The following is a 23339-nucleotide window of genomic DNA, read 5'->3' on the forward strand; positions in this document are numbered from 1 at the left end:
ATGGTATTTGAGAACCGGGGGCCGGTCCGTTTGCACAATGGACGCGGGCCCCGGTTTTAACAAAACAAGCGTGGATTGAAGCAAGAATTGAGATAAGGAGAGATCATACATGGCAGGATCAACACTGGGGACCATACTGAAGGTAACAACCTGGGGAGAATCACACGGAAAGGGAATCGGTGTCGTGGTGGACGGATGTCCGGCGGGGCTTCCGCTGACGGAAGAAGACATTCAGGCGTATTTAGACCGCAGAAAACCGGGACAGAGCCGTTTCACCACCAAACGCCAGGAGGCGGACCGGGTGGAAATCCTTTCCGGAGTGTTTGAGGGGAAGACGACAGGAACTCCGATCTCCATGGCTGTGATGAATACGGACCAGAGATCGAGGGATTACGGGAACATCATGGAGGTGTACCGTCCTGGCCATGCGGATTACACCTTTGACGAGAAGTACGGATTCCGGGATTACCGGGGCGGCGGCCGCTCCTCAGGCCGGGAGACCATCGGCCGTGTGGCCGCGGGAGCCATAGCGGCCAGGCTTTTAAAGAGCCTGGGTATCACGGTATGCGCCTATACGAAGGCCGTAGGACCGTACGAAGCGGATCCCGCACAGTTCGATCCGGAAGAGATGTACAGAAACCGTCTCTACATGCCGGATGCAGGAGCCGCTGCTTTAGCCGAAGCGTATTTGGACCGTATGATGTCGGAATGCAACTCTGTGGGCGGCGTGGTGGAGTGTGTGATCGACGGACTTCCTGCCGGAGTGGGTGATCCGGTCTTTGAAAAGTACGACGCATCTCTGGCAAAAGCCATCCTGTCCATCGGGGCCGTGAAGGGCTTTGAGATCGGAGACGGATTCCAGGCCGCGAAGTCGGTCGGTTCGGAAAACAACGACGCGTTTCGCATGGACGAATCCGGTAAGATAAAGAAGGAGACGAACCACGCGGGAGGAATCCTGGGCGGCATCAGCGACGGAAGCCGGGTCGTGCTGCGGGCGGCCTTCAAACCGACGCCGTCTATCGCACAGCAGCAGAAGACCGTGACGCGCGGTATGGAGGAGACGGATATCGCGATCAAAGGCCGTCACGACCCGATTATCGTACCGCGGGCCGTGGTGGTGGTGGAAGCGATGGCGGCGCTGACGACGGCGGACTTACTCCTTCTGTCCATGACCTCCAGACTGGACCGGATTCAGGGATTTTTCGGTGTGCATAACACGGAGCAGTTATAAATCATATATCTATAAAACAGGAGAGAAGAAAATGAAAATAGCAATAGGAAATGACCATACAGCCCTTGAGATGAAGAATGAGATGAAGAAGTTCCTGGAAGAAAAAGGATACGAGGTAATCGATTACGGCACGAATTCCACGGAGAGCTGCGACTACCCGGTTTACGGAGAAAAGGTGGGCAATGCAGTGGCAAACGGCGAGGCGGATTTGGGGCTCGCCATCTGCGGAACCGGCGTAGGCATATCGCTGGCCTGCAACAAGGTAAAGGGAATCCGCTGCTGCGTCTGCAGTGAACCATACACGGCGAAGCTTTCCAGAATGCACAACGATTCCAACGTCCTCGCCTTCGGCGCCAGAGTGATCGGTACAGAGATGGCGAAGATGATTACGGAAGAATGGCTGAATGCAGAATATGAGGGCGGAAGACACCAGAGACGTGTGGACCAGGTGATGGATATCGAGAGACGTAACCAGAGCGCGCTGTAGTCCGGTGTATGGTATGAACGGATGAAAAAAGGAAAGATTACAAAGAGTCTCTATCTGTGGGTGCGGTCCTTTATCATCGTATCCGTCGTCATGATCGGCATGCTGGTGGCACTCACGACCTGGATGGTAAAAGAGTTCTCCGGAGAGATTGAAGAGTTGAATCACGGCCTGACATCCGTGCTTCAGACCAGCATCGATATCCGCCTGAATGATATCGACAGTTTTGCCGCCCAGCTGCAGATGAACGCTGTGAACCTGAAGCTGAGCCGCTCAAAGGAGCTGAGTGAAATTGACAAGGATTTTCTCGTTCAGTTTTCACGCCAGCTCTATGATTACAAGCTTTCCAATACCTTTATTAAAGAAATATACGTCTACTATCCCCATTTGAACTATGTGGTCGGCGATCTGGGATACTTTGGAGCGGAGAAATACTATCTGCTGAAAAATGAGTTAAAGCTGGACGGATATGAGGAGTGGCTGGAGACGGCCGGTGGCCAGAAGAGAGACGGCTACAGCTTCATGCCTCAGGGCGACGGGAGTATGGAGCTGTGCCTGTTCCGCCAGCTTCCCTACGACTTATCCAGCGATAAAACAGCCATTTTGATGATTCTCATCAATAAATCGGAGGTGGAATCCATTCTCCGTAACGCAAATGAGGGGATGGGAAACACCATGACCGCGGTAGTTGCCGCGGATGATTCCGTCTATGCCAGCTTCGGCTCCGGAATTAACCACGCGGACTTAAAGGAAAGTCTGCAGGCAAACGGCGGAAAGCCGTTATTTAAGATGGAGGGCAACTACGGTTCCGTGATGGATTCGGATTATTACGGCATCAAATACGTCACCTTAATCGAACGGCGCAAGCTGCTGGACTCCGGTTACTTCATACGGAATATCGCCTATGTTTCCATCGGGCTGTGTATGATATTCGGCGCGGTCTTATTCGTCCTTCTGGGGCGCCGCAACGCAAAGCCGCTGAAGGATATTCTGGATAAGGTCGTGAATAAGACGGATGAGGGCGGCCGTTTCCTGGATGATTACGATCTGATTGACAGCGGAATCAGCCGGATGCTGAAAATGAATGTGGAGAGCACCAGGAAGCTGGAGGAACAGAGGGAGGCCATAGAGGCCCTGTTCCTGTGCAATCTCTTAAGCAGCGAGGAACGCAATAATTCCGTGATTTTCGCCTCCATGCAGAAATTCGGCATTCAGATGGAATACTCCCTGTTTCAGGCCGGACTGATTCGAAACCCCATGGGATTCAGCCAGGATGAGATTCACGATGCGGATGTGCGGATCCGCGGGGCGCTGAAGGAAAAAGAGGATATAGCCGTCATGACCGCCGAGTTTGACGGAAGCCTCGCACTGCTGTTCCATATGGAGCCGGAGTACGGAAAGGCGGAGATGCAGGCCATTGCCGCGGAAATATTAGACAGCCTTCACTCGCTGGTGGAATGCAGGATTATGTTGGGCGGAATCTATGATTCCATGTCTAACATCATAACCAGCTTTCATCAGGCGCAGATGGTTGCGGAATTCTGTGAAAATGACAGGGGCCGTGTGTTCTTCTATGACGAAACAATGGTGGGAAGGCAGGAGAACGCCGCCTATGTAAGCGTGATGCCGGAGTACGAGATGGCCATGCTGGAGGAGAAGTACGAGGAGGCCGACCGGCTGCTGGATCTTCTTTTTAATCAGTATATCGGCACCGACCGCAACGTCTACACGAGCAGGGCGAAAAAATACGCGGTTATCAATCCCATTCTGATGGCTCTGGAAAACCATGCAGGGAGCTGTACCGAGTACCGCATGGAGGAATACACCAGGAATTTATCTGAAGCAAAGGATGGACAGAAGCTGCTGAAGCTCCTTCACGAAGGCTTTGGCTATCTGATCCGGTGGCAGCAGAAGCGCCAGCTGGACCAGAAGGAAAATATTGCGGAGCGGGCCAGACAGTACATCAACTTAAATTTTGAAGATCCCATGATTGGACTTTACAGTATTTCCGACATGCTTGGCGTGAGCAATACGTACTTATCCACCACCTTCAAGAAGAAATACGGAATCGGAATCGCACAGTACATCAACAGTCTGAGGATTGAAAAGGCCAAACGGCTCATTGTGAATACGGACGAAAATATAAAGGAAATAGCGCTGTCCGTGGGCTTCTCCAGTGACGCCGCCTTTATCCGGGTGTTTAAACAGTTTGAAAATACGACACCGGGCCGTTATAAGAAAAAATAATGCATAAAAAACTGATTAAAATTGAGAATCAGTGAAAGAAATGTATATCACAGTGCCTCGAGATCTCTATATAAAGCATTTGAGAATTAGAAAAACAGTACAAAAATAGAAAATATACAGGGGGGTATTTTCGGTGTTATGATAGGGCCATCATCAAACCGATTGGAAAAGGAGGCAAAAACAATGAAAAAAAGAATGAAGAAATGTCTGAGTCTGGCACTTGCAGGGGTGATGGCCGGGATGCTGGCTACTGGGTGCGGCGCCAATGGACAGAAGGATGCAGCGTCAGCCGGGGGCAATGAGACAGGGGGAACACCTGTTAAGGAACATGCGGCTGCCGATAAGAGCACAGAGGGGGAGAAAGCCAGCGGAGAAAAGACGAAGCTGGTGCTCTGGATGCCGCCCTTCGGCACGGAGGAGTCTCTCGACAAGGAAGTATGGGGAGAGATCTTAAAACCGTTCGAAGAGGAAAACAACGCCCAGGTTTCTATAGAAATCATTCCCTGGAGCAATTACGAAGAAAAGTATTTGACCGGAATTTCATCGGGACAGGGGCCTGATGTGGGATACATGTACATGGAGATGATCAACGATTACATAAAAGCAGGTGCCATCGCACCGTTTGACGACTTTTTGACAGCAGAGGACAGAGACAATTTCTACTATCTCGATAAAGGTGTCATTGACGGAAAGCAGTACGCCATGCCGATCGTGGTGGGCAGCGCCCGCGTTATGTTCTATAACAAGGCTATCTTAAAGGAGGCCGGTGTTCAAAGCGTTCCTGAGACCTGGGATGAATTTAAGGATGCCTGCCAGAAGGTGGCGGCCATCGGCAAGACTCCGCTGCTCCAGCAGTGGGGAGACAAATCCAAGGGTGCCATGAACTCCATCTTCTTCCCCTATTTATGGCAGGCAGGCGGAGAGATCTTCAATGCAGACGGCACAAAAGCAGAGTTTGACAGCGAAGCGGGCATAAAAGCGGCCCAGTTCCTGGCAGATTTACGGTTTAAGGATGGAATCATGCCGGAATCCATTACCTCCATGTCGGAAGACCAGGTATTTGCAGAATTCAAGGCAGGCAACACGGCGTTTGTCATGAGCCCGACGAATCAGGGAGCGGGATTTAAGGAGGCCGGCATCGACTGGGGCTTCTTCACCTCCTTGAAGGATCAGAAGATGGGGACATTTGCGTCAGCGGACTCCCTGGTCCTGATCAGCGCCAGCAAGAATAAGGACCTGGCAGTGAAAATGGTGAAATACATGCTGAGCGGCCCTTCCATGACGAAGTTCCATGAGATGGCGGCATTTCCGCCGATCGCCAGGGATGAGGAGTATCACGATGACCCGGCGTTTAAGGCTGTATATGAGGACAACAAGGACGCTCTTATTACCCTTCCTGCCGTACAGGGTTCCGCAGCGGTCTACGATAACCTGTATAAGAACCTTCAGCTTATGATGCTTGGACAGATGACGCCCGAGGAGGCCTTGAAGAATGCGGCCGACTATGCGAACAACACGCTGTCACAGAACAAGTAAGGGAAGAAAGAATCTAGTGCTGAATTCACTGGTATTTGCGCAATGCAGTGCTAGGTGTCGCGGAAACATTCGCAGAAAATGTTCCGCGGCATCTTTTTAGAAAGGGGATCATTCGTTTGAAGGCGATATCTGAATTTATCAAAAAAAACAATGGATTTTTGTATGTGCTTCCCAGCTTTCTTCTGCTGGTGCTGTTTTCTCTACTTCCGCTGTGCATGACCGGATACTTTAGCTTTACGGAATACAGCGTGCTGAAGCCGCCGGTGTGGATAGGCCTGGACAATTATAAGAGTATGGCCGGCGATCCGTTTTTCCGGCCGGCAATCCGCAACACCGTGATCTACACGCTTGTGACGGTTCCGGTTCAGACCGTGCTGTCGCTGGTGATAGCCAATCTGCTGGCTTCCCGCTTTCGTGGAAGAGTCGGCAATTTCTTCAAGAGCGCCCTGTTCATCCCGGTGATCTCCTCCATGGTCCTGGTCGGAACCGTGTGGAAGTTCATGCTTGCCACGGAAGGCGGAATCATCAATAACATCCTGGGGCTTGTCGGCATCGGCAAGGTAAACTGGCTGGGCCGGTATAATCTGGCGCTGATCAGCGTGAGCATTGTAGCGATCTGGAAAAATGTAGGGTACTTCCTGGTAATCTATTACGCTGGACTCATGGACGTGCCGAAGAGCCTTTACGAGGCGGCGAAGGTGGACGGCGCGTCTCCCCTACAGCAGTTCCTCTATATCACGGTTCCGGCTCTGAAGCCAATTACGTATCTGGTCATCACACTGGGGACGATCTGGTCCTTCCAGGTGTTCGATCTGGTCTACACGATGACCGGAGGCGGCCCGGGAACGGCGACAATTACCATGGTAATGTCCATCTATCAGTCCGGCTTTAAACAGTATAAGATGGGGTATGCCAGCGCCATGGCGTTCGTTCTGTTTTTGATTGTCATAGTAATTTCGATCCTTCAGAAGAAGGTATTCAGCGGAAAAGGAGGGGAATAAGATGGAAAAGAAGGTACAGCCCGTTCTCTGGGCGGAAGCGGTTCTCCTTGCGGTGCTGGCACTGGCGGCGTTATTTCCGTTTGTCTATATGATATTAACCTCCATGCGGCAGACGTATTCGATGGAATTGAATTTTGGTCTGGCTGGATTGAATCTTAGAAATTATTCAACCATTTTCAAAAATTTCGAATTTGGCAAATATTTATTCAACAGTGTCTCGGTGGTGGTAATCGCCTGCTTCTTTAACGCCGTGATCTCCTCGACCGCGGCCTACGGCTTCGAAAAAAAGAAATTTGTGGGAAGCGAGCTTCTCTTTGCGGTCTATTTAGCCACGCTCATGGTGCCGTCCCAGGTGATCTTAATTCCGCTGTTTCGGATTGCGCAGAAGCTTCATCTGCTTAACACCTACTTAATCCTGGCGCTTCCGGTGGTCAACGCCTTCGGCGTGTTCCTGATCCGCCAGTTTATCACCAGTGTGCCGGATGATCTGATCGAGGCGGCACGGATTGACGGCTGCAGGGAATTCCGGATCTTTTACTCCATCGTCGTTCCGCTCATCAAGCCGGTCCTTGTGTCCCTGACCGTGTTTACGTTTATCACCACCTGGAACGACTTCGTGTGGCCGTTAATTGCCATCACGAACACGAACCGGAGCACCCTGACGCTGGCCCTGGCCTCCCTCCAGGGAAATTACGCCACGAATTACGGCCTGGTCATGGCGGGCGCTGCTCTGACATTTATGCCGCCCTTTATTCTGTACATTTTCCTTCAGAAGGAGTTTGTGGAAGGAATCGCCTTGAGCGGCGTGAAGGGCTGAGAAAGGAAGAAAGTATGGCAAATTATGAATTTATGCTGACAGACAGTCTGGAGAAGGTATTTCCGGACAAACGGCCGGAGCGGCGTCTCGGCAAAACCGTCACGGCCCTGGGCGGAGAGAGAATCTCCATGCAGCTGGCCTATTATATGGAGTATGGCGGCTGTGAGCTGAATGAGCAGGAGATCACGGTAAGCTTTGACTCGGAGATTGCGGACCGCATCCGCATGCGAAAGGTCGAGCTGGTTCCGGCGGCCATGGCGGCGTACCGGGAACAGCTGGATGACAATTACTTATTCACAGAACCGTGCCTCTGCCCGGACCTTCTGACGCCGGTGCGCGGCGGAATCCTGCGGCCCTATGCATCCCAGTGGAGAGCCGCATGGATCGATCTTTTGGTCACGCCGGAAATGTGCGGCGGCTCTTATCCGGTAACTGTCTCAGTAAGCAGAGGGACAGAGCTTTTATGGTCTGAAACGGTTACGATTTCGGCGGTTCACAGCGTTCTGCCGGAGCAGAGGCTGATCTATACGGAATGGCTGCATGCAGACTGTCTGGCCGATTATTATAACGTGGAACCATTTTCAGAAAGATACTGGGAGATCCTGGAGCAGTTTGTGCACACGGCGGCGGAGCATGGCGTGAACATGCTTCTGACCCCGGTCTTTACCCCGCCTTTAGATACGCTGGTGGGCGGTGAGAGAACTACGGTTCAGCTGGCGGGCGTGAAGAAAGAGGAGGGCGGCTATACCTTTGATTTCTCGCTTCTGCGCCGGTGGATAGCTATGTGCAGGAGAAACGGGATCAAATATCTGGAGATTTCCCACCTGTTCACCCAGTGGGGGGCAAAGCATGCACCGAAGGTGATGGCCCTCGTAAATGGGGAGAAAAAACAGATATTTGGCTGGGACACAGAGGCGGCAGGCGAGGCGTACCGCAGATTCCTGAGCGCTTTTCTGCCGGAGCTGAAAGGCGTCCTTAAGGAGGAGGGGGTGTTTGAACAGACGTATTTTCATATTTCAGACGAACCTCATGGGGAACAGATGGAAACCTACCGCGCGGCGAAGGAGAGTATCTGGCCTCTCCTGGCGGACTGCCATGTGATCGACGCGCTGAGCAGCTTTACCATCTATCAGGCCGGAGTGGTGGAACATCCCATTGTCTGCAACGACTTCCTGGAGCCATTTCTCGAGGCGGGAGTGGAGAATCTCTGGACGTATTACTGCTGCGTCCAGGGCCATGAGGTGAGCAATCAGTTTATGGCCATGCCATCCGCCAGAAACAGGATTCTGGGGGTTCAGCTGTATCTGTACCGCATGAAGGGATTTCTGCACTGGGGATACAATTTTTATAATTCCCAGCACTCCGTTTCCGCAGTGAATCCGTATCTGGTCACAGACGCAGGCGGCGGCTTCCCGTCGGGGGACCCGTTCGTCGTCTACCCGGCGAAAGACGGGACCCCTTACGAATCGCTGCGCTTTATGGTCTTTACGGAGGCGATGTATGATCTGAGAGCCTTCGAAAGGCTGGAGGAGCTGGCCGGGCGGGAATACGTGGAACGCCTGATTCATGAGGGACTGGAGTATCGGATTACCTTTAAGAAGTATCCGAAGGACGCGGAGTATCTGCTGCGGCTGAGAGAAAAGGTGAACTGTGCGATTGATGAGAAGAATGGAAAAAAGAGCGCCTCGAATTTATGAGGCACTCTTTTTCGATTTTTATTCCATATACCCGCCCTTCATAGGCGATACGGCATGTTCAGAAAAGATCTTCAGCACGCCGGAGGTATATTTGGCCGGTTTCGGCGTCCAGTTTTTCCGACGCACGGCCAGTATGGCATCCATTTCCTCCGGTGTTTTCTTCTCGCCTCTGACTCCGATAATACGGAGAATTCTGGCGGGGATATCGATCTCGATTAAGTCATCCTCTTCGATCAGGGCGATCGGTCCGCCCTCCGCGGCTTCGGGGGATACGTGGCCGATGGCCGGTCCCTTGGAAGCGCCGGAAAAACGTCCGTCGGTGATGAGCGCAATGCTCTTCGACAGCTCTTCATCGGAGGAAATAGCCTCCGTGGTGTAGAACATCTCCGGCATACCGCTTCCCTTCGGGCCTTCATAGCGGATGATGACGGCATCTCCTGGCCGTATGGTTTTGTCTAATACGGCGGCGATGGCCTCCTCCTCACAGTCGAAGGGTTTTGCCTTTAACACGGCCTGAAACATCTCTTTCGGAACGGCGGAATGCTTCACCTCCGCACCCTCGGGCGCCAGATTGCCGCGAAGGATTGCTATGGTGCCATTGTCCCCAATGGGATTTTGGAAGCTTCGGATGATGTCGGTGCGTTTCCTTCCGACCTTCGCCAGGTATTCATCACATTTCTCATAGTAACCGTTTTTCTTTAAGTCTTCCAGATTCTCACCCAGCGTCTTGCCGGTGACGGTTAAGACATCGAGGTGAAGCATGCTCTTAATCTCCTCCATGATCCTGGGAACACCGCCGGCATAATAGAAATACTGGGCCGGCCATTTGCCTGCGGGGCGGATATCCAGCAGATAGTGGGCGTTCCGGTGCATACGGTCGAAATAGTCCGCGTCGAGTTCATAACCGAACTCATGGGCTGCGGCAGGTATGTGAAGCAGGGAGTTGCTGGAGCCGGATATGGCGGCGTGCACCATGATGGCATTTTCAAAGGATTTCATCGTTACGATATCGGTGGATTTAAGCCCGGCCTCTGCCAGCTTTACCGCCTGTACTCCGGCATCGTAGGCCGCCTTCTTCAAATCTTCACAGGTGGCAGGCATCAGAGCGGTGCCAGGAAGCATGAGACCCAGCGCTTCGGCCATTACCTGCATGGTGGAAGCCGTTCCCATGAAGGAGCAGGCGCCGCAGGAGGGACAGGCGTGCTGCTTGTACCAGGTCAGCTGGTCCTCTGTGATTTCCCCTCTCTGGCATTTGGCGCTGTACATTCCGATCTGCTCCAGCGTGAGGAGGTCGGGACCGGCGTCCATAACGCCTCCGGTTACGACGATAGACGGAAATTTTAGCCTCCCAATCGCCATCAGATGAGCCGGAACCGCCTTGTCACAGCTGGCAATGAAGACACCCGCGTCGAATGTCGTGGCGTTTGCATGGATTTCGATCATGTTGCAGATGGTGTCCCGGGAAGCGAGAGAGTAGTTAATCCCGTCGTGTCCCTGTGCCATGCCGTCGCAGATATCGGTGGCAAAATACCGTGCTCCCTTGCCTCCGCTGTGATTGATTCCCTTCACGGACTCTTCCACAAGTTCCAATAAATGAGCGCTGCCCGGGTGGCTGTCTCCAAATGTACTCTCTACTATAATCTGAGGCTTCGACAAGTCATCCACCTTCCAGCCCATTCCCATGCGCAGCGGATCCATCTCCGGCGCCAGTGCACGGACTTCCTGACTCTTTAGTTTCATAGCGTTTCCTCCTGAATTCTATGTTTTTCCTGGCAAAGGCATAATACGTATGATGTATTTTATAAAACCAAAATACCATACTCGCAGGACAAAGTCAACAAGGCGTTGGAAAAATATATGAAGTACTGTTTATCCAAGAGGCTTCTCTACTTTCTCTAGCTGCCGGAATACTCTCCGGTTGTAGATCAGATGCATGTACATCGCGCATTTTGCGCCTTCTGCATCACGTTCTGCGATGCAGTTTACGATTTCGCGGTGAGTCTCGATGGTCTCCTGGCCCAGGGCGCGGTTGGTTACATCGACAAACACGGCGATGGAGGAATTGATGACCGGAATCAGTTTTTCTACTACACTGTTGCCGCTGCAGGAGGCGATCATTGTGTGAAGACGGATATCGGCCTCCATGTGGTCACGGCCGGATTTGATCAGCTCTTCGATCTGATCACACTGGAGCTTCATCTCCCCGATCTGTTCCGGTGTCGCGTGATCGGCCGCCATCATGGCGATCTCAGGTTCCAGCATCAGACGTACGCTGACTAAGTCCAGCGCCAGCTTGGTCTTGTCTTTTACAAAGGTAAGTCCCAGCGGATCGTCGGTGATTCCCTGCCTCTCGGAGACGAAAGTGCCGGCGCCGCGCCGGATCTCCAGGATCTGTCGGGATACCAGGATCTTGATAGCCTCGCGAATCGTAGTACGACTGACGTTTATCATCTTGCCGAGTTCGAATTCGTTGGGGATCTTAGCCCCTACTTCCAGATTGTTATCTATAATATAGTTTAATATGTAGTCGGCTACCTGCTCTGCCAACGGTTTCCCATTATAAAATTCTAAGCTGCTCACCCATTTTACCTCCCTGTTGAATTGAGTTTATTTTAACATAGAACCGGCGGTTTGTCACCTGATGGCCGTTGAATTTAAGACGTTGAGGGTTCAGAAAGCGTCAAATCGATATCTGAAGAAGAGATCATACGTATTTGGAGAAAATATGCACAAAATAGAGTGGGATAATTTGTGTAAAAAGTAAAATTATATGAAAATACTTGACATATTTATCCGGTAATGATATTTTATAGAGGCAAAGACATCATACGTATTATGAAAAAAGATAAAATGAAACAGGGAGGTATTTTTATTATGGATTATGTAGCTAATCCGGCGCAGCTGATAACTGCCACACTGGTGGGGTTCGTGGTACTTTTGTTCCTGATTATTAAACTGAAGCTTCATGCGCTTCTGTCGGTTCTCATCGCGGGAGTCATAATCGGAGTTGGAAGCGGTATGCCGTTTTCGCTGGTTACTCAGGCTGTCACGGATGGTATGGGAAACACCCTAAAGGGGATCGCACTGATCGTCGGACTTGGTTCCATGTTTGGCGGCATACTGGAAGTCAGCGGCGCGGCGCAGGCGATTGCCGACAAGCTGGTCAAGGTATTCGGTGAGAAGAATTCTGCGTTTGCACTGGGGCTTGCGGGCGTTATCATCGGTATTCCGGTATTCTTTGATCCGGCTTTCATTATTCTTATGCCAATCGTTTATTCTATTGCAAAGAAGACAAACAAATCCTTACTATATTATGTGCTTCCGATGACGGCGGGGCTCGGTATCGGATCAGCGATTCCGCCCACACCGGCTCCCATGCTGATCACGGGAAGCCTTCCTGTGGATCTGGGAACGGTCACGATCCTGGCACTCGTACTCGTAATTCCGAAATATTTGATCAGCTACGCGGTAGCGGTTCCGTTTGCTAAGAAAATGTATGTACCGGTTCCTGAAAATGCCGTTATGGCTCCTGAAAAGAAAGAGGGTACTGCGGGTGGGCCGTCCTTCGGCCTGGTTATCTCCATCGTGCTTCTGCCGATTCTCCTGATTTTAATCAGCGCATCCGCAGGCATGATGACTGCGGAGGGGGCCGGAATGCAGAGATTCCTGGATTTCTGCGTATTTATCGGCCAGCCGTATCTGGCATTGATCATCGCCAATGTGGCCGGAATCATCTTTCTGTGTGTGCGTAAAGGGATTACCATGGAGACGGTGGAGTCCGTTCTTGCAAAATCCCTTCAGCCTGTGGCTATGATTGTCCTGGTTACCTCGGCCGGCGGCGTGCTGCGTTACGTTCTGGATTATTCCGGGATGGGAACCCTGATCGGCAATGCCCTGCAGAATGCCAACCTTTCCATTATCCTTGTAGCTTATATTATTTCTACTCTAATGAGAATCGGCGTGGGCTCCACCACGGTGGCGCTGACTATGACACTGGGAATTGTTGCATCGTTTCCGCAGATTTCCACCTACTCTCCAATGTATCTTGCCTGTATCGGTATGTCCGCCATGTTCGGAGCGACCAGCTTCTCTCATGTCAACGATTCCGGTTTCTGGCTGACAAAGGAGTATATGGGAATTGATTTAAAGACAGCGTTCAAATCCTGGACCCTGTATGGAGGCTTCTGCTCCATCCTGTCATTTATCGTATTGTATGCCATCAGCTTTATCTGGGCATAGACGCAGAAAGAAGGGAGAATACATATGGCACTTTTAAATGTAGATTTTCACTCATACTACCTCGGAATGGATTCACCGCTGACCGTTCTTCTTCCTGAAAAAAGGGGGAGGAAGCCGGAGGCGGCTCCTGATAAAAAGTATCCCGTCCTGTATCTGCTGCACGGCCATGCAGACGACAACACTGCGTGGATCAGAAAGAGCGATTTGGAGCTGCTGGTCCGGGATCACGATGTCATCGTGGTTATGCCTTCGGCACACAGAAGCTTTTACACAAATGGAAAATACGGGCACCTGTACTTTGATTACATCACAAAGGAGCTTCCCATCGTTGTGAGCAATTTCTTCCCGGCATCCACCAGGAGAGAGGATACGTTTATCGGCGGTCTCTCCATGGGTGGTTACGGAGCCTTAAAGGCGGCGCTGACCTGCCCGGAACAGTACGCCGGTGTCGCTGCAATGTCGGCGGCCAACAGCCCCTTCGAGGCCATGAAGGCAGCCGGAACCATGTTCTCGGTCTCCGATTTTATGGATAATGTTTACCGCATTTTTGGCGACGAGGAGGAGTATAAGGGATCGAAGGACGATCTGGAGTATCTGGCGAAACAGACAGCTGCATCCACAGGACCCAAGCCGAGAATCTACCACAGCTGTGGACAACAGGATCCCCTTTACGGTCTGAATGTGGAATTTAAGCAGTTTATGGAAACAAATTGCCCGGAACTGGATTACCATTACTGCGAATGTGAAGGGAACCACAACTGGGGCTTCTGGAATCCACAGCTGAAATGCATACTGGAATATTTCGGACTGATTCCGGCCAGCCGGGAGAAGTCCGGTACGTGAGAGCAGAAAGCCGGGAGCCGGTCCGCTGCTTTTGACGAATGAGACAGCCCGTGGTACAATCGCAGTATGGAGGGGCGCTATGATACATACAATCGATTTTTTATACGAGGTAAGAAAGTCAAAAGAGCTGGAACGGAGACTGCTGGATAATATGAAAAACCGAAAAGAAGCGCATCTGCTGATTGGCGATTTCTCACTGAAATTCGATTTCGACAGACGCATGGTGAATATATCCTGCATGAATCCACAACACCCCTTTTTCCATAAATGCCCGCCGTTAGACTGGACATTTGAAGAAATGGAAGAGACTGTGAAGGCGGTTGTGGGAGATAAAAAATAATGAAAAGTTTTTTTGAGAGTATTTAAAATGCTCCGGCCGGATTCGGCGGCGACGGGCATTTTGATACTCTCATTTTTGATTCATATGGAGCGGCGGCTTATGAAAAAGAAATTCCCCGGGAAGGTGTACTTTGCCTTCCCGTATTTTGATGCAAAAGCCCGGACGGCCGTACGATTCTTTACAGACATTATGGGGTCCAATTACCATTGTGAAAAAATATTAAATATTTAATAATAGTTATTGTTATTATTTTAAGGGTGTGATATAATGAGACCATATTGGAGATACTCTAATTATCTGAAGCATTTTTTTGAACTAAGGTTTTACTCATTTAAATCATGAACAGGAGGATATTCACATGAAAGAAACTATTGTAGTAATCGGGGCAAATCATGCGGGAACGGCGGCGCTCAACACAATCCTGGATAATTATAAGGATAAAGAGGTAATCGCCTTTGATTCCAACAGCAACATCAGTTTCCTGGGCTGCGGTATGGCGCTCTGGATCGGCAAACAGATATCGGGACCGGAGGGGCTGTTTTACTCGGATAAGGCGGCGTTTGAGGCAAAGGGCGCCAAAATATACATGGAAACTCCGGTGACCTCTGTCGATTACGATAAAAAGATCGTCTATGCGGCTGACCGTGAGGGCAATACGTATGAGCAGCATTTCGACAAGCTGATCCTGGCGACCGGTTCACTCCCGATCCGTCCGGCCATCGAGGGAATGGAGCTTGAAAATGTACAGTTCGTAAAGCTGTTCCAGAATGCTCAGGATGTGATTGAGCGTTTGAAGGATGAGAGCGTAAAGCGTGTCGCAGTGGTCGGCGCCGGTTATATCGGCGTGGAGCTGGCGGAGGCATTTAAGAGAAACGGCAGGGAAGTGGTACTGATCGACTGTGCGGAGACCTGTCTGGCCGGATATTATGACAGAGAATTTTCCGATCAGATGGCGGATAATTTGAAGGAGCACGGAGTTACACTGGCCTTTGGAGAGACTGTGAAAAAGCTGGAAGGTTCCGTTCGCGTGCAGAAGGTAGTCACGGACAAGGGAAGCTACGATGCCGACATGGTAGTGTTCGGAATTGGCTTCAAGCCCAATACTGCACTGGGCGGAGAACAGATCAGGCTGTTTAAGAACGGCGCGTTCTTGACGGATTTATGTCAGGAGACCAGCATTCCGGGCGTCTATGCGGTCGGAGACTGTGCAACGGTTTACAACAACGCGATTCAGGCCACAGACTATATTGCGCTGGCGACAAATGCGGTCCGCTCCGGAATTATAGCGGCTCACAATGCCTGCGGCACGAAGCTGGAATCCGTGGGCGTTCAGGGCTCTAACGGCATCAGCATCTGGGGCCTCAACATGGTGAGCACGGGAATCAGCCTGGCAAAAGCCGAGAAGCTGGGAATCGAGGCGCTCACCACGGATTTTGAGGACTGGCAGAGAGCGGAATTTATGGAAAATGGAAACTATAAGGTAAAACTGCGCATCGTCTATGACAAGAACACGAGAGTGATTCTGGGCGCGCAGATCAGCTCGGACTACGATATTTCCATGGTGATCCATCTCTTCTCGATGGCGATTGAGGAGCAGGTAACCATCGATAAGCTGAAACTGTTCGATGCGTTTTTCCTTCCTCACTTTAACAAACCATACAACTATATCACCATGGCTGCGCTGAGCGCGAAGTAAGAAGGCCGGGAACGGTAACCGGGAATTCCGAATGACTCCAAAAAGTTTCCGCCGGTAATTTACAACCGCCATAGCTCGTGTTAAAATCGGAATAGAAGATGGACAATACGAGAAGGAGGATAAGGATACATGAAAAAGGTGGGATTTATCGGAATCGGGATCATGGGGAAATCCATGGTGCGCAACCTGATGAAGGCTGGTTTTGAGGTGGCGGTTTACACGAGAACAAAGGAAAAAGCAGAGGATGTGATCGTAGAGGGCGCGGTCTGGTGTGAGGACGTGAAGACCTGTGCCGCCGGGCGTGACGCGGTGATTACCATCGTGGGATATCCGAAGGATGTGGAAGAAGTATACTTCGGAGACGATGGAATCGTCGCCAGTGCAGATCCGGGCACATTTCTGATTGATATGACGACAACGAGCCCGAAGCTGGCGGTCAGGATATACGAGGATGCCGCAAAAGCGGGGCTGAAGGCCCTGGATGCACCTGTAACCGGCGGAGACACAGGGGCGAGAGAGGGAACGCTGACGATCCTGGCCGGCGGAGATGAAGCGGACTTTAACGCGTGCATGCCGCTCTTTGAGGCCATGGGAAAGAACATCAAGTACGAAGGAAAAGCAGGCAATGGCCAGCATACGAAGATGTGTAACCAGATTGCCATAGCCGGCGCGATCTCCGGCGTATGCGAGGCCATGGTCTACGCGAAGGCCACCGGACTCGATGTGGCCCAGATGGTGGATTCGATCGGAACGGGAGCGGCGGGCAGCGCACAGCTTAAGACGGTAGCGCCCCGTATCCTTGTTGGCGATTTTGATCCCGGCTTCTTTATCCGGCATTTTATCAAGGATATGAAGCTTGCCTCCGAGGAAGCGGAGAACGCAGGCGTTCATCTGGGAGTGCTGGATTACGTGCTTTCCATGTATGAAGATATGGAGGCGCAGGGAAAAGGAAGTCTGGGGACTCAGGCGCTGGTTCAGTACTACCAGTGGTAGAGGAAAACGAAGATATAACAGAAAATGCGGAGGTCTGCCGGGAACAACCGGCGGACTTCCGCATTTTCCATTACTTATTCGATTTTTCCGATGCCCGGATAATACCGGAACAGTACTTTTGCAATGATTTTATCACGCTTTACGTATTTATTCTCCCAGCGCCTGGCGTCTGCGGAGAAATTGCGGTTATCGCCCATCATAAAGTAGGAATCCTCCGGCACTTCGAAACGGGCCGGCGGTTCCGGGTCCATGGGCTCCCGAATGTAAGGTTCGTCGAGAGGCGTCTTAAATCCGTTTAAATAGACCTTTCCATCGATGATATCTACGGTGTCTCCGGGCAGACCGATAATCCGCTTTACATAGTAAATGGTACCGGTCGGATCATCCGGAAAGTGAAAGATAACGATGTCGCCGCGCTTTGGATCGCCGAATCTGTAAGACAGCCTGGAACCGATGACACGGTCTCCGGTCATGATTGTATTTTCCATGGAGCCGCTTGGAACCTTGCTGTTTGCGATGATGAAGTTGTTCAGAACAAAGGCGATGACGGCCGCCGCAATAATAATTTTAATCCAGCTTATGATCTCGGCCTTCCAGTCAAATGCCTCGCTCTTCTCCAGTCTGTTATCTTCCTTTTTCATAGAGACCTTCTTTTCTATCCATATATTTTGTCCATAAGAGAGTTTAAATGAGTTTCCGGGATTCCGCAAGGGGTTTTCTTAAATGGTAAGAAAATATTCACAAACATTCCACGAAATGTCCATAAAAATATGGTACCGTTATTTTAAACAATCCGCTGTGTGGGGCATGGCGGAATACTTCGGGGGGAAGACGTATGGGAGAGACAATTCAGCAAAAGAGTATGAACAGCGGCGCAGAGGAGAATCCTGCACAGAAGCGGCGGGAGATCCGGCTGCTTCTGGCATCCGGCGTCCTGTTTGCGTTATCACTGCTTTTTCAGCTTCTGGCCCGTCTCGTACCGGGATTTGGAGAATGGTATGCAGTAACCGTTTATCCGTTTATCGTGGGAACACTGGGACGAATATCCGGGATTTTTCCATTTTCCGTAGTGGAGTCAGCCGTTTATTTCCTTATCGCAGCAGCGGTCTGGTATACGGTGACTCATATCAGACGGATTAAAAGGGTGCTTGTGAGGGCGCTGTTTCTGCTGACGGGGATTTTTTTCCTGTTTACATTTAACTGTGGTGTCAATTATTATAGAAAACCGTTCTCCAGCTACTCCGGTCTGGAAGTCAGAAAGTCTTCAAAGGACGAACTTACAGAACTCTGTGCCGCGCTGACAAAGACTGTGAATCAGTACTGTGAAGACGGCGTCGGAGCGGCCATGGAGATGAAGGCTGCCAACCGGGAAGGCGTGGCGGCCATGAGACGGCTGGGAGAACAGTATCCCCAGCTTGCAGGCTACTATCCCAGGCCGAAGCCGCTGGCGTGGTCGTATTTCTTTTCGGTTCAGCAGCTGTGCGGCCAGTATTCACCCTTCACCGTGGAGGCGAATTACAACCGGGAGATGCCGGATTACAACATTCCCCATACGATCTGCCATGAGCTGTCCCATCTGCGGGGGTTTATGAGGGAGGACGAGGCAAATTTTATCGGCTATCTGGCGTGCATTGGTTCTGACTCTCCATCCTACCGTTACAGCGGATACTTAACCGGATGGGTCTATGCGACCAACGCCTTGGCGAAGACCGATATGGATGCGTATCTGGAGCTGTGCGGCGCTCTGGACGAGCGGGCCTGGGTAGATCTGAGAGGAAATAATGAATTCTGGGCAAGATACGACGGGAAGGCGGCGGAGGTGTCCAACCAGCTGAATGATGCATATTTGAAAATAAACAGTCAGGCGGATGGTGTGAAGAGCTATGGCCGCGTTGTTGACTTAATGCTGGCCTATGCCAGGAAACAGGCGGATTCCCTGACGGAAGAACAATAGGAAAACGTGTAGATTTCGGAGGCTTTTTGTCGGAAAAATACGGAAAGTGCTGTGGGATTCTATTGTAAAATACGCATATGAATGCTAAAATAGACTCAGTCGCAAACCCCGCCGCAGTCAGCGGGGTATCAAAAATGCAGCGTCGTGAGCGGCGGGGATTCCGACCCTCGCGGCAGTCGCCGGATGGACCCGCAAGCGCGTCCGCCCGGCTCGTTGCACGCGGGAATAAACAGGGACCAGGAGGATATTGTATGGACAAAAAGTTGTATGATTTGATGGATTGGGCCGGGATTGAAGAGATTGTATATTCAGAAGCGGCGGACCCCCACAAGCTGCTGGGACCGCATATCACGGACGATGGGCTGCTGATCTCCGCATTCATACCGACGGCAGTCATGGTGACGGTCAGACTTGCCTCCTCGGGAAAGGAATTCCCGATGGAACTGGCAGACGAGGCGGGCTTTTTCGCAGCGCTGATTCCGAGAAAGAATATTCCGGAATACACCCTGCTTGTGGTTTACGATAATGGCACGACGGAGGAGCTTTACGATCCGTACGCGTTTTCACCGCTGTATACAGAGTCGGACTTAAAGAAGTTTGAAGCGGGTGTTCATTATACAATCTATGAGAAGATGGGCGCGCACCCGATGAGTGTGAATGGTGTGGAAGGTGTCTATTTCTCCGTGTGGGCGCCGTGCGCCATGCGCGTCAGTGTTGTCGGAGATTTTAATTTATGGGATGGAAGACGTCATCAGATGAGACGCCTGGGCGATTCCGGGATTTTTGAATTGTTTATACCAGGTCTGGCATCGGGGCTGATTTATAAATATGAGATTAAGAACAGCCATGGGGAGCCGCAGTTAAAGGCGGATCCGTATGGTAATTTCTGCGAGCTGCGTCCGAACACGGCTTCTGTCGTATGGGATACGGGCCGTTATGAGTGGCAGGATAACGCTTGGATGGAAAAACGTGCGAAGACGGATTCTAAAAATCAGGCGATGTCCATTTATGAGATCCACCTCGGATCGTGGATCCGGAAAGAGACGGAGCGGGATGAGAACGGGAACGATATCACCGGTTCTGAATTCTATAATTACCGTGAGATCGCGGTAAAACTGGCGGAGTATGTGAAGATGATGGGTTACACCCATGTCGAGCTGCTTCCGGTCATGGAGCATCCGCTGGACGCATCCTGGGGCTATCAGGTGACTGGGTATTACGCGCCGACCAGCCGGTATGGAACGCCTGATGATTTCATGTATTTTGTGGATTATATGCATGAACAGGGCATTGGCGTGATCCTCGACTGGGTTCCGGCACATTTCCCGAGGGACAGCTTCGGACTGGCTAATTTTGACGGGACATGCGTCTATGAACATAAGGATCCGAGACAGGGGGCTCATCCGCATTGGGGCACTCTGATCTATAACTATGGCCGTCCGGGAGTATCCAACTTCCTGATCGCCAATGCACTGTTCTGGGCGGACAAGTACCACGCGGATGGAATCCGTATGGATGCTGTGGCTTCCATGCTGTACCTGGATTACGGAAAGAATCCGGGGGAGTGGGTTCCTAATATTTACGGCGGCCACGAGAACCTGGAGGCCGTGGAATTCTTAAAACATTTGAATTCCGTATTTAAAGGAAGGGCAGACGGAGCCGTTCTGATCGCTGAGGAGTCGACCGCATGGCCGGAGATCACCGGCGATATCAAGGAAGGCGCCCTGGGCTTCGATTATAAATGGAATATGGGCTGGATGAATGATTTTACGGGATACATGCAGTGCGATCCCTATTTCAGAAAGCACCATTACGGAGAATTGACCTTCAGCATGCTTTACGCATACAGCGAAGATTTTATTCTTGTGTTCTCACACGACGAGGTGGTCCACGGAAAGGGATCCATGATCGGTAAGATGCCGGGAGAGGAACTGGAGACCAAGGCTGCGAACCTGCGTGCTGCGTATGGTTTTATGATGAGCCATCCGGGAAAGAAGCTGTTGTTCATGGGACAGGAGTTTGCACAGGTTCATGAATGGAATGAGAATGCGAAACTGGATTGGGAGATTACAGAACAACCGGTTCACAAACAGATGCAGGAGTATGTGAAGTCCTTAAATGAGATTTATGTAAACTATCCGGCGCTGCACCAGATGGATTATGAGCCTGAAGGCTTTGAGTGGGTAAATTGTACGGATTCGGAAGAAAGCATTGTGGTATTCCTGCGAAGGACGAAAAAGAAGGAGGAGACACTTCTGATTGTCTGCAACTTCGATACAGTACTGCATGAGAAATTCCGGGTTGGCGTTCCGTTTGCCGGAAAATATAAAGAGATCTCCAACAGTGACGCGGAAAGCTATGGCGGCGAAGGACGCACCAATCCGCGCGCGAAGAGCTCGAAAAAGGCAGAGAAGGACGAGAGGCCGGATTCCATCGAGATTACGGTGGCACCGCTCTCTGTTATGATCTTTACCTGCACGCCGGTGGAAGAAAAAGTGGTTAAGAAAGCTTCCGGAGCGAAAACCATCGCTGCGAAGACCACCGCTGCAAAAACCGCCGGAGTAAAGGCGGCTGGAACAAAAGCAGCTGTGAAGAAGGCGCCGGCGAAAAAAACTGCTGTAACAAAGGCGGTGGAAGTGAAGGCTGAGGCGGAAAAAGTCGAGGACAAGACGCCGGAGGCTCAGAAAATGGCGGAAGTGAAGGCTGAGGCAGAAAAAATCGAGGACAAGAAGCCAGATACAAAGAAAATCACGGATAAGAAGGCTGAGGCAGAAAAAATCGAGGACAAGAAGCCAGATACAAAGAAAATGGCGGAAGTGAAGGCTGAGGCAGAAAAAATCGAGGACAAGAAGCCAGATACAAAGAAAATCGCAGATAAAAAGGTCGTAGCGGAAAAGATCGAAGATAAGAAGCCGGAGACAAAGAAAATCGCGGATAAAAAGGTTGTGACGGAAAAGATCGAGGATAAGAAGCCGGAGACAAAGAAAATCGCGGATAAGAAGATCGTGGCGGAGAAGATCGAGGATAAGAAGCCAGCAACTAAGAAAATCGCAGATAAGAAGGTCGTGGCGGAAAAGATAGAAGACAAGAAGCCTGCGGCAAAGAAAATCGCTGATAAAAAACCAGAGGCAAAAAAGATCGAGGATAAGAAGCCTGTTGCGGAGAAGATCACCGATAAAAAGAATGAGGCAAAAAAATAAAGGCTTAGAAGTCTGAAGCTTATGGAATTGCCTGAAAGAAGCCCAAGGCGAAAATGGCTGAGGGACGGTAACATGAGAATTAATTGATTTGATTGGAGAGATATAAGAATATGATCACTGGCAGTTCAAGCGCGAGCATTCCGGAAGAATCTCTGGCGGCCCTGCAGCAGGAGGTCCAGCAGAATTTAGAACAGCTGAAGCCCAACGTTATGCTGGAGACGATGAAAGGCTGGATTCCGGGACTGATCGCATTTGGAATCAAGCTGCTGATTGCACTGGCGATCTTTGCCGTTGGTTCCAGAGTTATTAAAATTATTTACCACATGCTGAACCGTTCCTTTACAAGGATGGATATGGAGATCAGCTTAAGGAAATTCTTGCTGTCCGTGCTGAATGCGACCATGTACTGCCTGCTGGGCTTCATCATTGCCGGGCAGATCGGTGTGAATTCGGCTTCTATTGTGGCCCTGCTGGGATCGGCCAGTATCGCCGTAGGCCTTGCTGTCCAGGGAAGCCTGGCGAACTTTGCCGGCGGAGTATTGATCCTGATGATGAAACCATTCCGGGTTGGTGACTATATTGTCTCCAAAGACGGAGAGGGAACGGTGCATACCATTGGTCTTGTCTATACAGTATTGAATACGGTTGACAACAAGCAGGTCGTAATTCCCAACGGAACGCTGTCCAACTCACCCTTAACCAATGTGACAGCCATGGACAAGCGGCGTGTCGATATTAAAATCGGCATTGGTTACGGTTCGGATCTGAAACGGGCAAAGGAGATTCTGGAGCAGATTTATGTAAATCATCCCTGCATTCTAAAAGAGGAATCTATTGATGTCTACGTGGACGAACTGGGGGCCAGCTCTGTCACGATCGGCGGCCGCGGATGGGTTGCCACGGAGGACTACTGGTCTACGAGATGGAATATGATGGAACAGATTAAGCTTCGCTTTGATGAAGCAGGAATCGAGATTCCGTATAATCAGCTTGATGTGCATATAAAAAACGGAAATGCGGAGACGCAGGATAGTTAAATGCGGGATCCGGATGTTTAAAAA

Annotated in this window: 18 protein-coding genes; 15 read left to right on the forward strand and 3 right to left on the reverse strand. The window is 50.9% G+C overall.

Annotated elements, in window-relative coordinates; genetic code table 11:
- The first annotated feature begins 109 nt into the window (after positions 1–109).
- The 7 genes from aroC (at position 110) to H8S80_RS08935 (ending at position 9013) form a co-directional block, all read left to right on the forward strand.
- On the forward strand, positions 110–1231 hold the full coding sequence (gene aroC, locus H8S80_RS08905; RefSeq protein ID WP_002604890.1) for a chorismate synthase: 1122 nt from the start codon (positions 110–112) through the stop codon (positions 1229–1231).
- 31 nt (positions 1232–1262) lie between these two features.
- Entirely contained in the window at positions 1263–1718 is a 456-nt protein-coding gene (gene rpiB, locus H8S80_RS08910) for a ribose 5-phosphate isomerase B (RefSeq protein ID WP_002604889.1), read from the forward strand.
- 21 nt (positions 1719–1739) lie between these two features.
- Positions 1740–3962, forward strand: coding sequence for a helix-turn-helix domain-containing protein (locus H8S80_RS08915; protein WP_002604888.1), 2223 nt, complete (start codon positions 1740–1742; stop codon positions 3960–3962).
- A 183-nt stretch (positions 3963–4145) separates the two neighbouring features.
- The gene (locus tag H8S80_RS08920; protein WP_117630588.1) at positions 4146–5498 is read left to right on the forward strand and encodes an ABC transporter substrate-binding protein; all 1353 of its coding nucleotides are present in this window, start codon (positions 4146–4148) and stop codon (positions 5496–5498) included.
- A gap of 116 nt (positions 5499–5614) precedes the next feature.
- Positions 5615–6499: a carbohydrate ABC transporter permease gene (locus tag H8S80_RS08925; protein ID WP_002604886.1), complete on the forward strand. Its 885-nt coding sequence runs from the start codon at positions 5615–5617 to the stop codon at positions 6497–6499.
- 1 nt (position 6500) lies between these two features.
- Positions 6501–7316, forward strand: coding sequence for a carbohydrate ABC transporter permease (locus tag H8S80_RS08930; RefSeq protein WP_002604885.1), 816 nt, complete (start codon positions 6501–6503; stop codon positions 7314–7316).
- Between the two features lie 14 nt (positions 7317–7330).
- A complete protein-coding gene (locus H8S80_RS08935) occupies positions 7331–9013 on the forward strand; it encodes a DUF4091 domain-containing protein (RefSeq protein ID WP_117630589.1) in 1683 nt (560 codons plus the stop codon).
- 18 nt (positions 9014–9031) lie between these two features.
- Here the strand turns inward: H8S80_RS08935 and ilvD are convergent, their stop codons facing one another.
- The gene (ilvD, locus tag H8S80_RS08940) at positions 9032–10753 is read right to left on the reverse strand and encodes a dihydroxy-acid dehydratase (protein WP_117630590.1); all 1722 of its coding nucleotides are present in this window, start codon (positions 10751–10753) and stop codon (positions 9032–9034) included.
- Between the two features lie 129 nt (positions 10754–10882).
- Complete coding sequence (locus H8S80_RS08945) at positions 10883–11593, reverse strand: FadR/GntR family transcriptional regulator (protein ID WP_117630591.1); 711 nt, start codon at positions 11591–11593, stop codon at positions 10883–10885.
- A gap of 294 nt (positions 11594–11887) precedes the next feature.
- On the opposite strand from H8S80_RS08945, the gene H8S80_RS08950 reads away from it, so the two are divergent.
- The 5 genes from H8S80_RS08950 (at position 11888) to H8S80_RS08970 (ending at position 17124) form a co-directional block, all read left to right on the forward strand.
- Positions 11888–13252, forward strand: coding sequence for a GntP family permease (locus tag H8S80_RS08950; RefSeq protein WP_002604880.1), 1365 nt, complete (start codon positions 11888–11890; stop codon positions 13250–13252).
- Between the two features lie 24 nt (positions 13253–13276).
- Positions 13277–14095 carry an alpha/beta hydrolase gene (locus H8S80_RS08955; RefSeq protein WP_025530667.1) on the forward strand — a complete coding sequence of 273 codons (819 nt, stop codon included), beginning with the start codon at positions 13277–13279 and terminating at the stop codon, positions 14093–14095.
- A gap of 79 nt (positions 14096–14174) precedes the next feature.
- Positions 14175–14435 (forward strand): hypothetical protein, encoded by a 261-nt coding sequence (locus H8S80_RS08960; RefSeq protein ID WP_117630592.1) that lies wholly within the window; start codon positions 14175–14177, stop codon positions 14433–14435.
- A gap of 358 nt (positions 14436–14793) precedes the next feature.
- Positions 14794–16131, forward strand: coding sequence for a H2O-forming NADH oxidase (gene nox, locus H8S80_RS08965; RefSeq protein WP_002604876.1), 1338 nt, complete (start codon positions 14794–14796; stop codon positions 16129–16131).
- 129 nt (positions 16132–16260) lie between these two features.
- Positions 16261–17124, forward strand: coding sequence for an NAD(P)-dependent oxidoreductase (locus H8S80_RS08970; protein WP_117630594.1), 864 nt, complete (start codon positions 16261–16263; stop codon positions 17122–17124).
- Between the two features lie 74 nt (positions 17125–17198).
- Here the strand turns inward: H8S80_RS08970 and lepB are convergent, their stop codons facing one another.
- Positions 17199–17765: a signal peptidase I gene (gene lepB, locus H8S80_RS08975; RefSeq protein WP_002604874.1), complete on the reverse strand. Its 567-nt coding sequence runs from the start codon at positions 17763–17765 to the stop codon at positions 17199–17201.
- Between the two features lie 194 nt (positions 17766–17959).
- On the opposite strand from lepB, the gene H8S80_RS08980 reads away from it, so the two are divergent.
- The 3 genes from H8S80_RS08980 (at position 17960) to H8S80_RS08990 (ending at position 23315) form a co-directional block, all read left to right on the forward strand.
- A complete protein-coding gene (locus H8S80_RS08980; RefSeq protein WP_117630595.1) occupies positions 17960–19078 on the forward strand; it encodes a DUF3810 domain-containing protein in 1119 nt (372 codons plus the stop codon).
- 251 nt (positions 19079–19329) lie between these two features.
- On the forward strand, positions 19330–22278 hold the full coding sequence (glgB, locus tag H8S80_RS08985) for a 1,4-alpha-glucan branching protein GlgB (protein ID WP_117630596.1): 2949 nt from the start codon (positions 19330–19332) through the stop codon (positions 22276–22278).
- 110 nt (positions 22279–22388) lie between these two features.
- A complete protein-coding gene (locus tag H8S80_RS08990; protein WP_117630597.1) occupies positions 22389–23315 on the forward strand; it encodes a mechanosensitive ion channel family protein in 927 nt (308 codons plus the stop codon).
- Positions 23316–23339: the final 24 nt, after the last annotated feature.

This window comes from Hungatella sp. L36, assembly GCF_014288035.1.

Bases quoted from the DNA above. Each gene is read 5' to 3' on its own strand.
- ilvD (WP_117630590.1), bottom strand. From the start codon at position 10,753: ATGAAACTAAAGAGTCAGGAAGTCCGTGCACTGGCGCCGGAGATGGAT.
- H8S80_RS08930 (WP_002604885.1), top strand. From the start codon at position 6,501: ATGGAAAAGAAGGTACAGCCCGTTCTCTGGGCGGAAGCGGTTCTCCTT.
- lepB (WP_002604874.1), bottom strand. From the start codon at position 17,765: ATGAAAAAGGAAGATAACAGACTGGAGAAGAGCGAGGCATTTGACTGG.
- H8S80_RS08955 (WP_025530667.1), top strand. From the start codon at position 13,277: ATGGCACTTTTAAATGTAGATTTTCACTCATACTACCTCGGAATGGAT.
- aroC (WP_002604890.1), top strand. From the start codon at position 110: ATGGCAGGATCAACACTGGGGACCATACTGAAGGTAACAACCTGGGGA.
- nox (WP_002604876.1), top strand. From the start codon at position 14,794: ATGAAAGAAACTATTGTAGTAATCGGGGCAAATCATGCGGGAACGGCG.
- H8S80_RS08970 (WP_117630594.1), top strand. From the start codon at position 16,261: ATGAAAAAGGTGGGATTTATCGGAATCGGGATCATGGGGAAATCCATG.
- glgB (WP_117630596.1), top strand. From the start codon at position 19,330: ATGGACAAAAAGTTGTATGATTTGATGGATTGGGCCGGGATTGAAGAG.
- H8S80_RS08980 (WP_117630595.1), top strand. From the start codon at position 17,960: ATGGGAGAGACAATTCAGCAAAAGAGTATGAACAGCGGCGCAGAGGAG.
- H8S80_RS08935 (WP_117630589.1), top strand. From the start codon at position 7,331: ATGGCAAATTATGAATTTATGCTGACAGACAGTCTGGAGAAGGTATTT.
- H8S80_RS08960 (WP_117630592.1), top strand. From the start codon at position 14,175: ATGATACATACAATCGATTTTTTATACGAGGTAAGAAAGTCAAAAGAG.
- H8S80_RS08990 (WP_117630597.1), top strand. From the start codon at position 22,389: ATGATCACTGGCAGTTCAAGCGCGAGCATTCCGGAAGAATCTCTGGCG.
- H8S80_RS08950 (WP_002604880.1), top strand. From the start codon at position 11,888: ATGGATTATGTAGCTAATCCGGCGCAGCTGATAACTGCCACACTGGTG.
- H8S80_RS08920 (WP_117630588.1), top strand. From the start codon at position 4,146: ATGAAAAAAAGAATGAAGAAATGTCTGAGTCTGGCACTTGCAGGGGTG.
- H8S80_RS08915 (WP_002604888.1), top strand. From the start codon at position 1,740: ATGAAAAAAGGAAAGATTACAAAGAGTCTCTATCTGTGGGTGCGGTCC.
- rpiB (WP_002604889.1), top strand. From the start codon at position 1,263: ATGAAAATAGCAATAGGAAATGACCATACAGCCCTTGAGATGAAGAAT.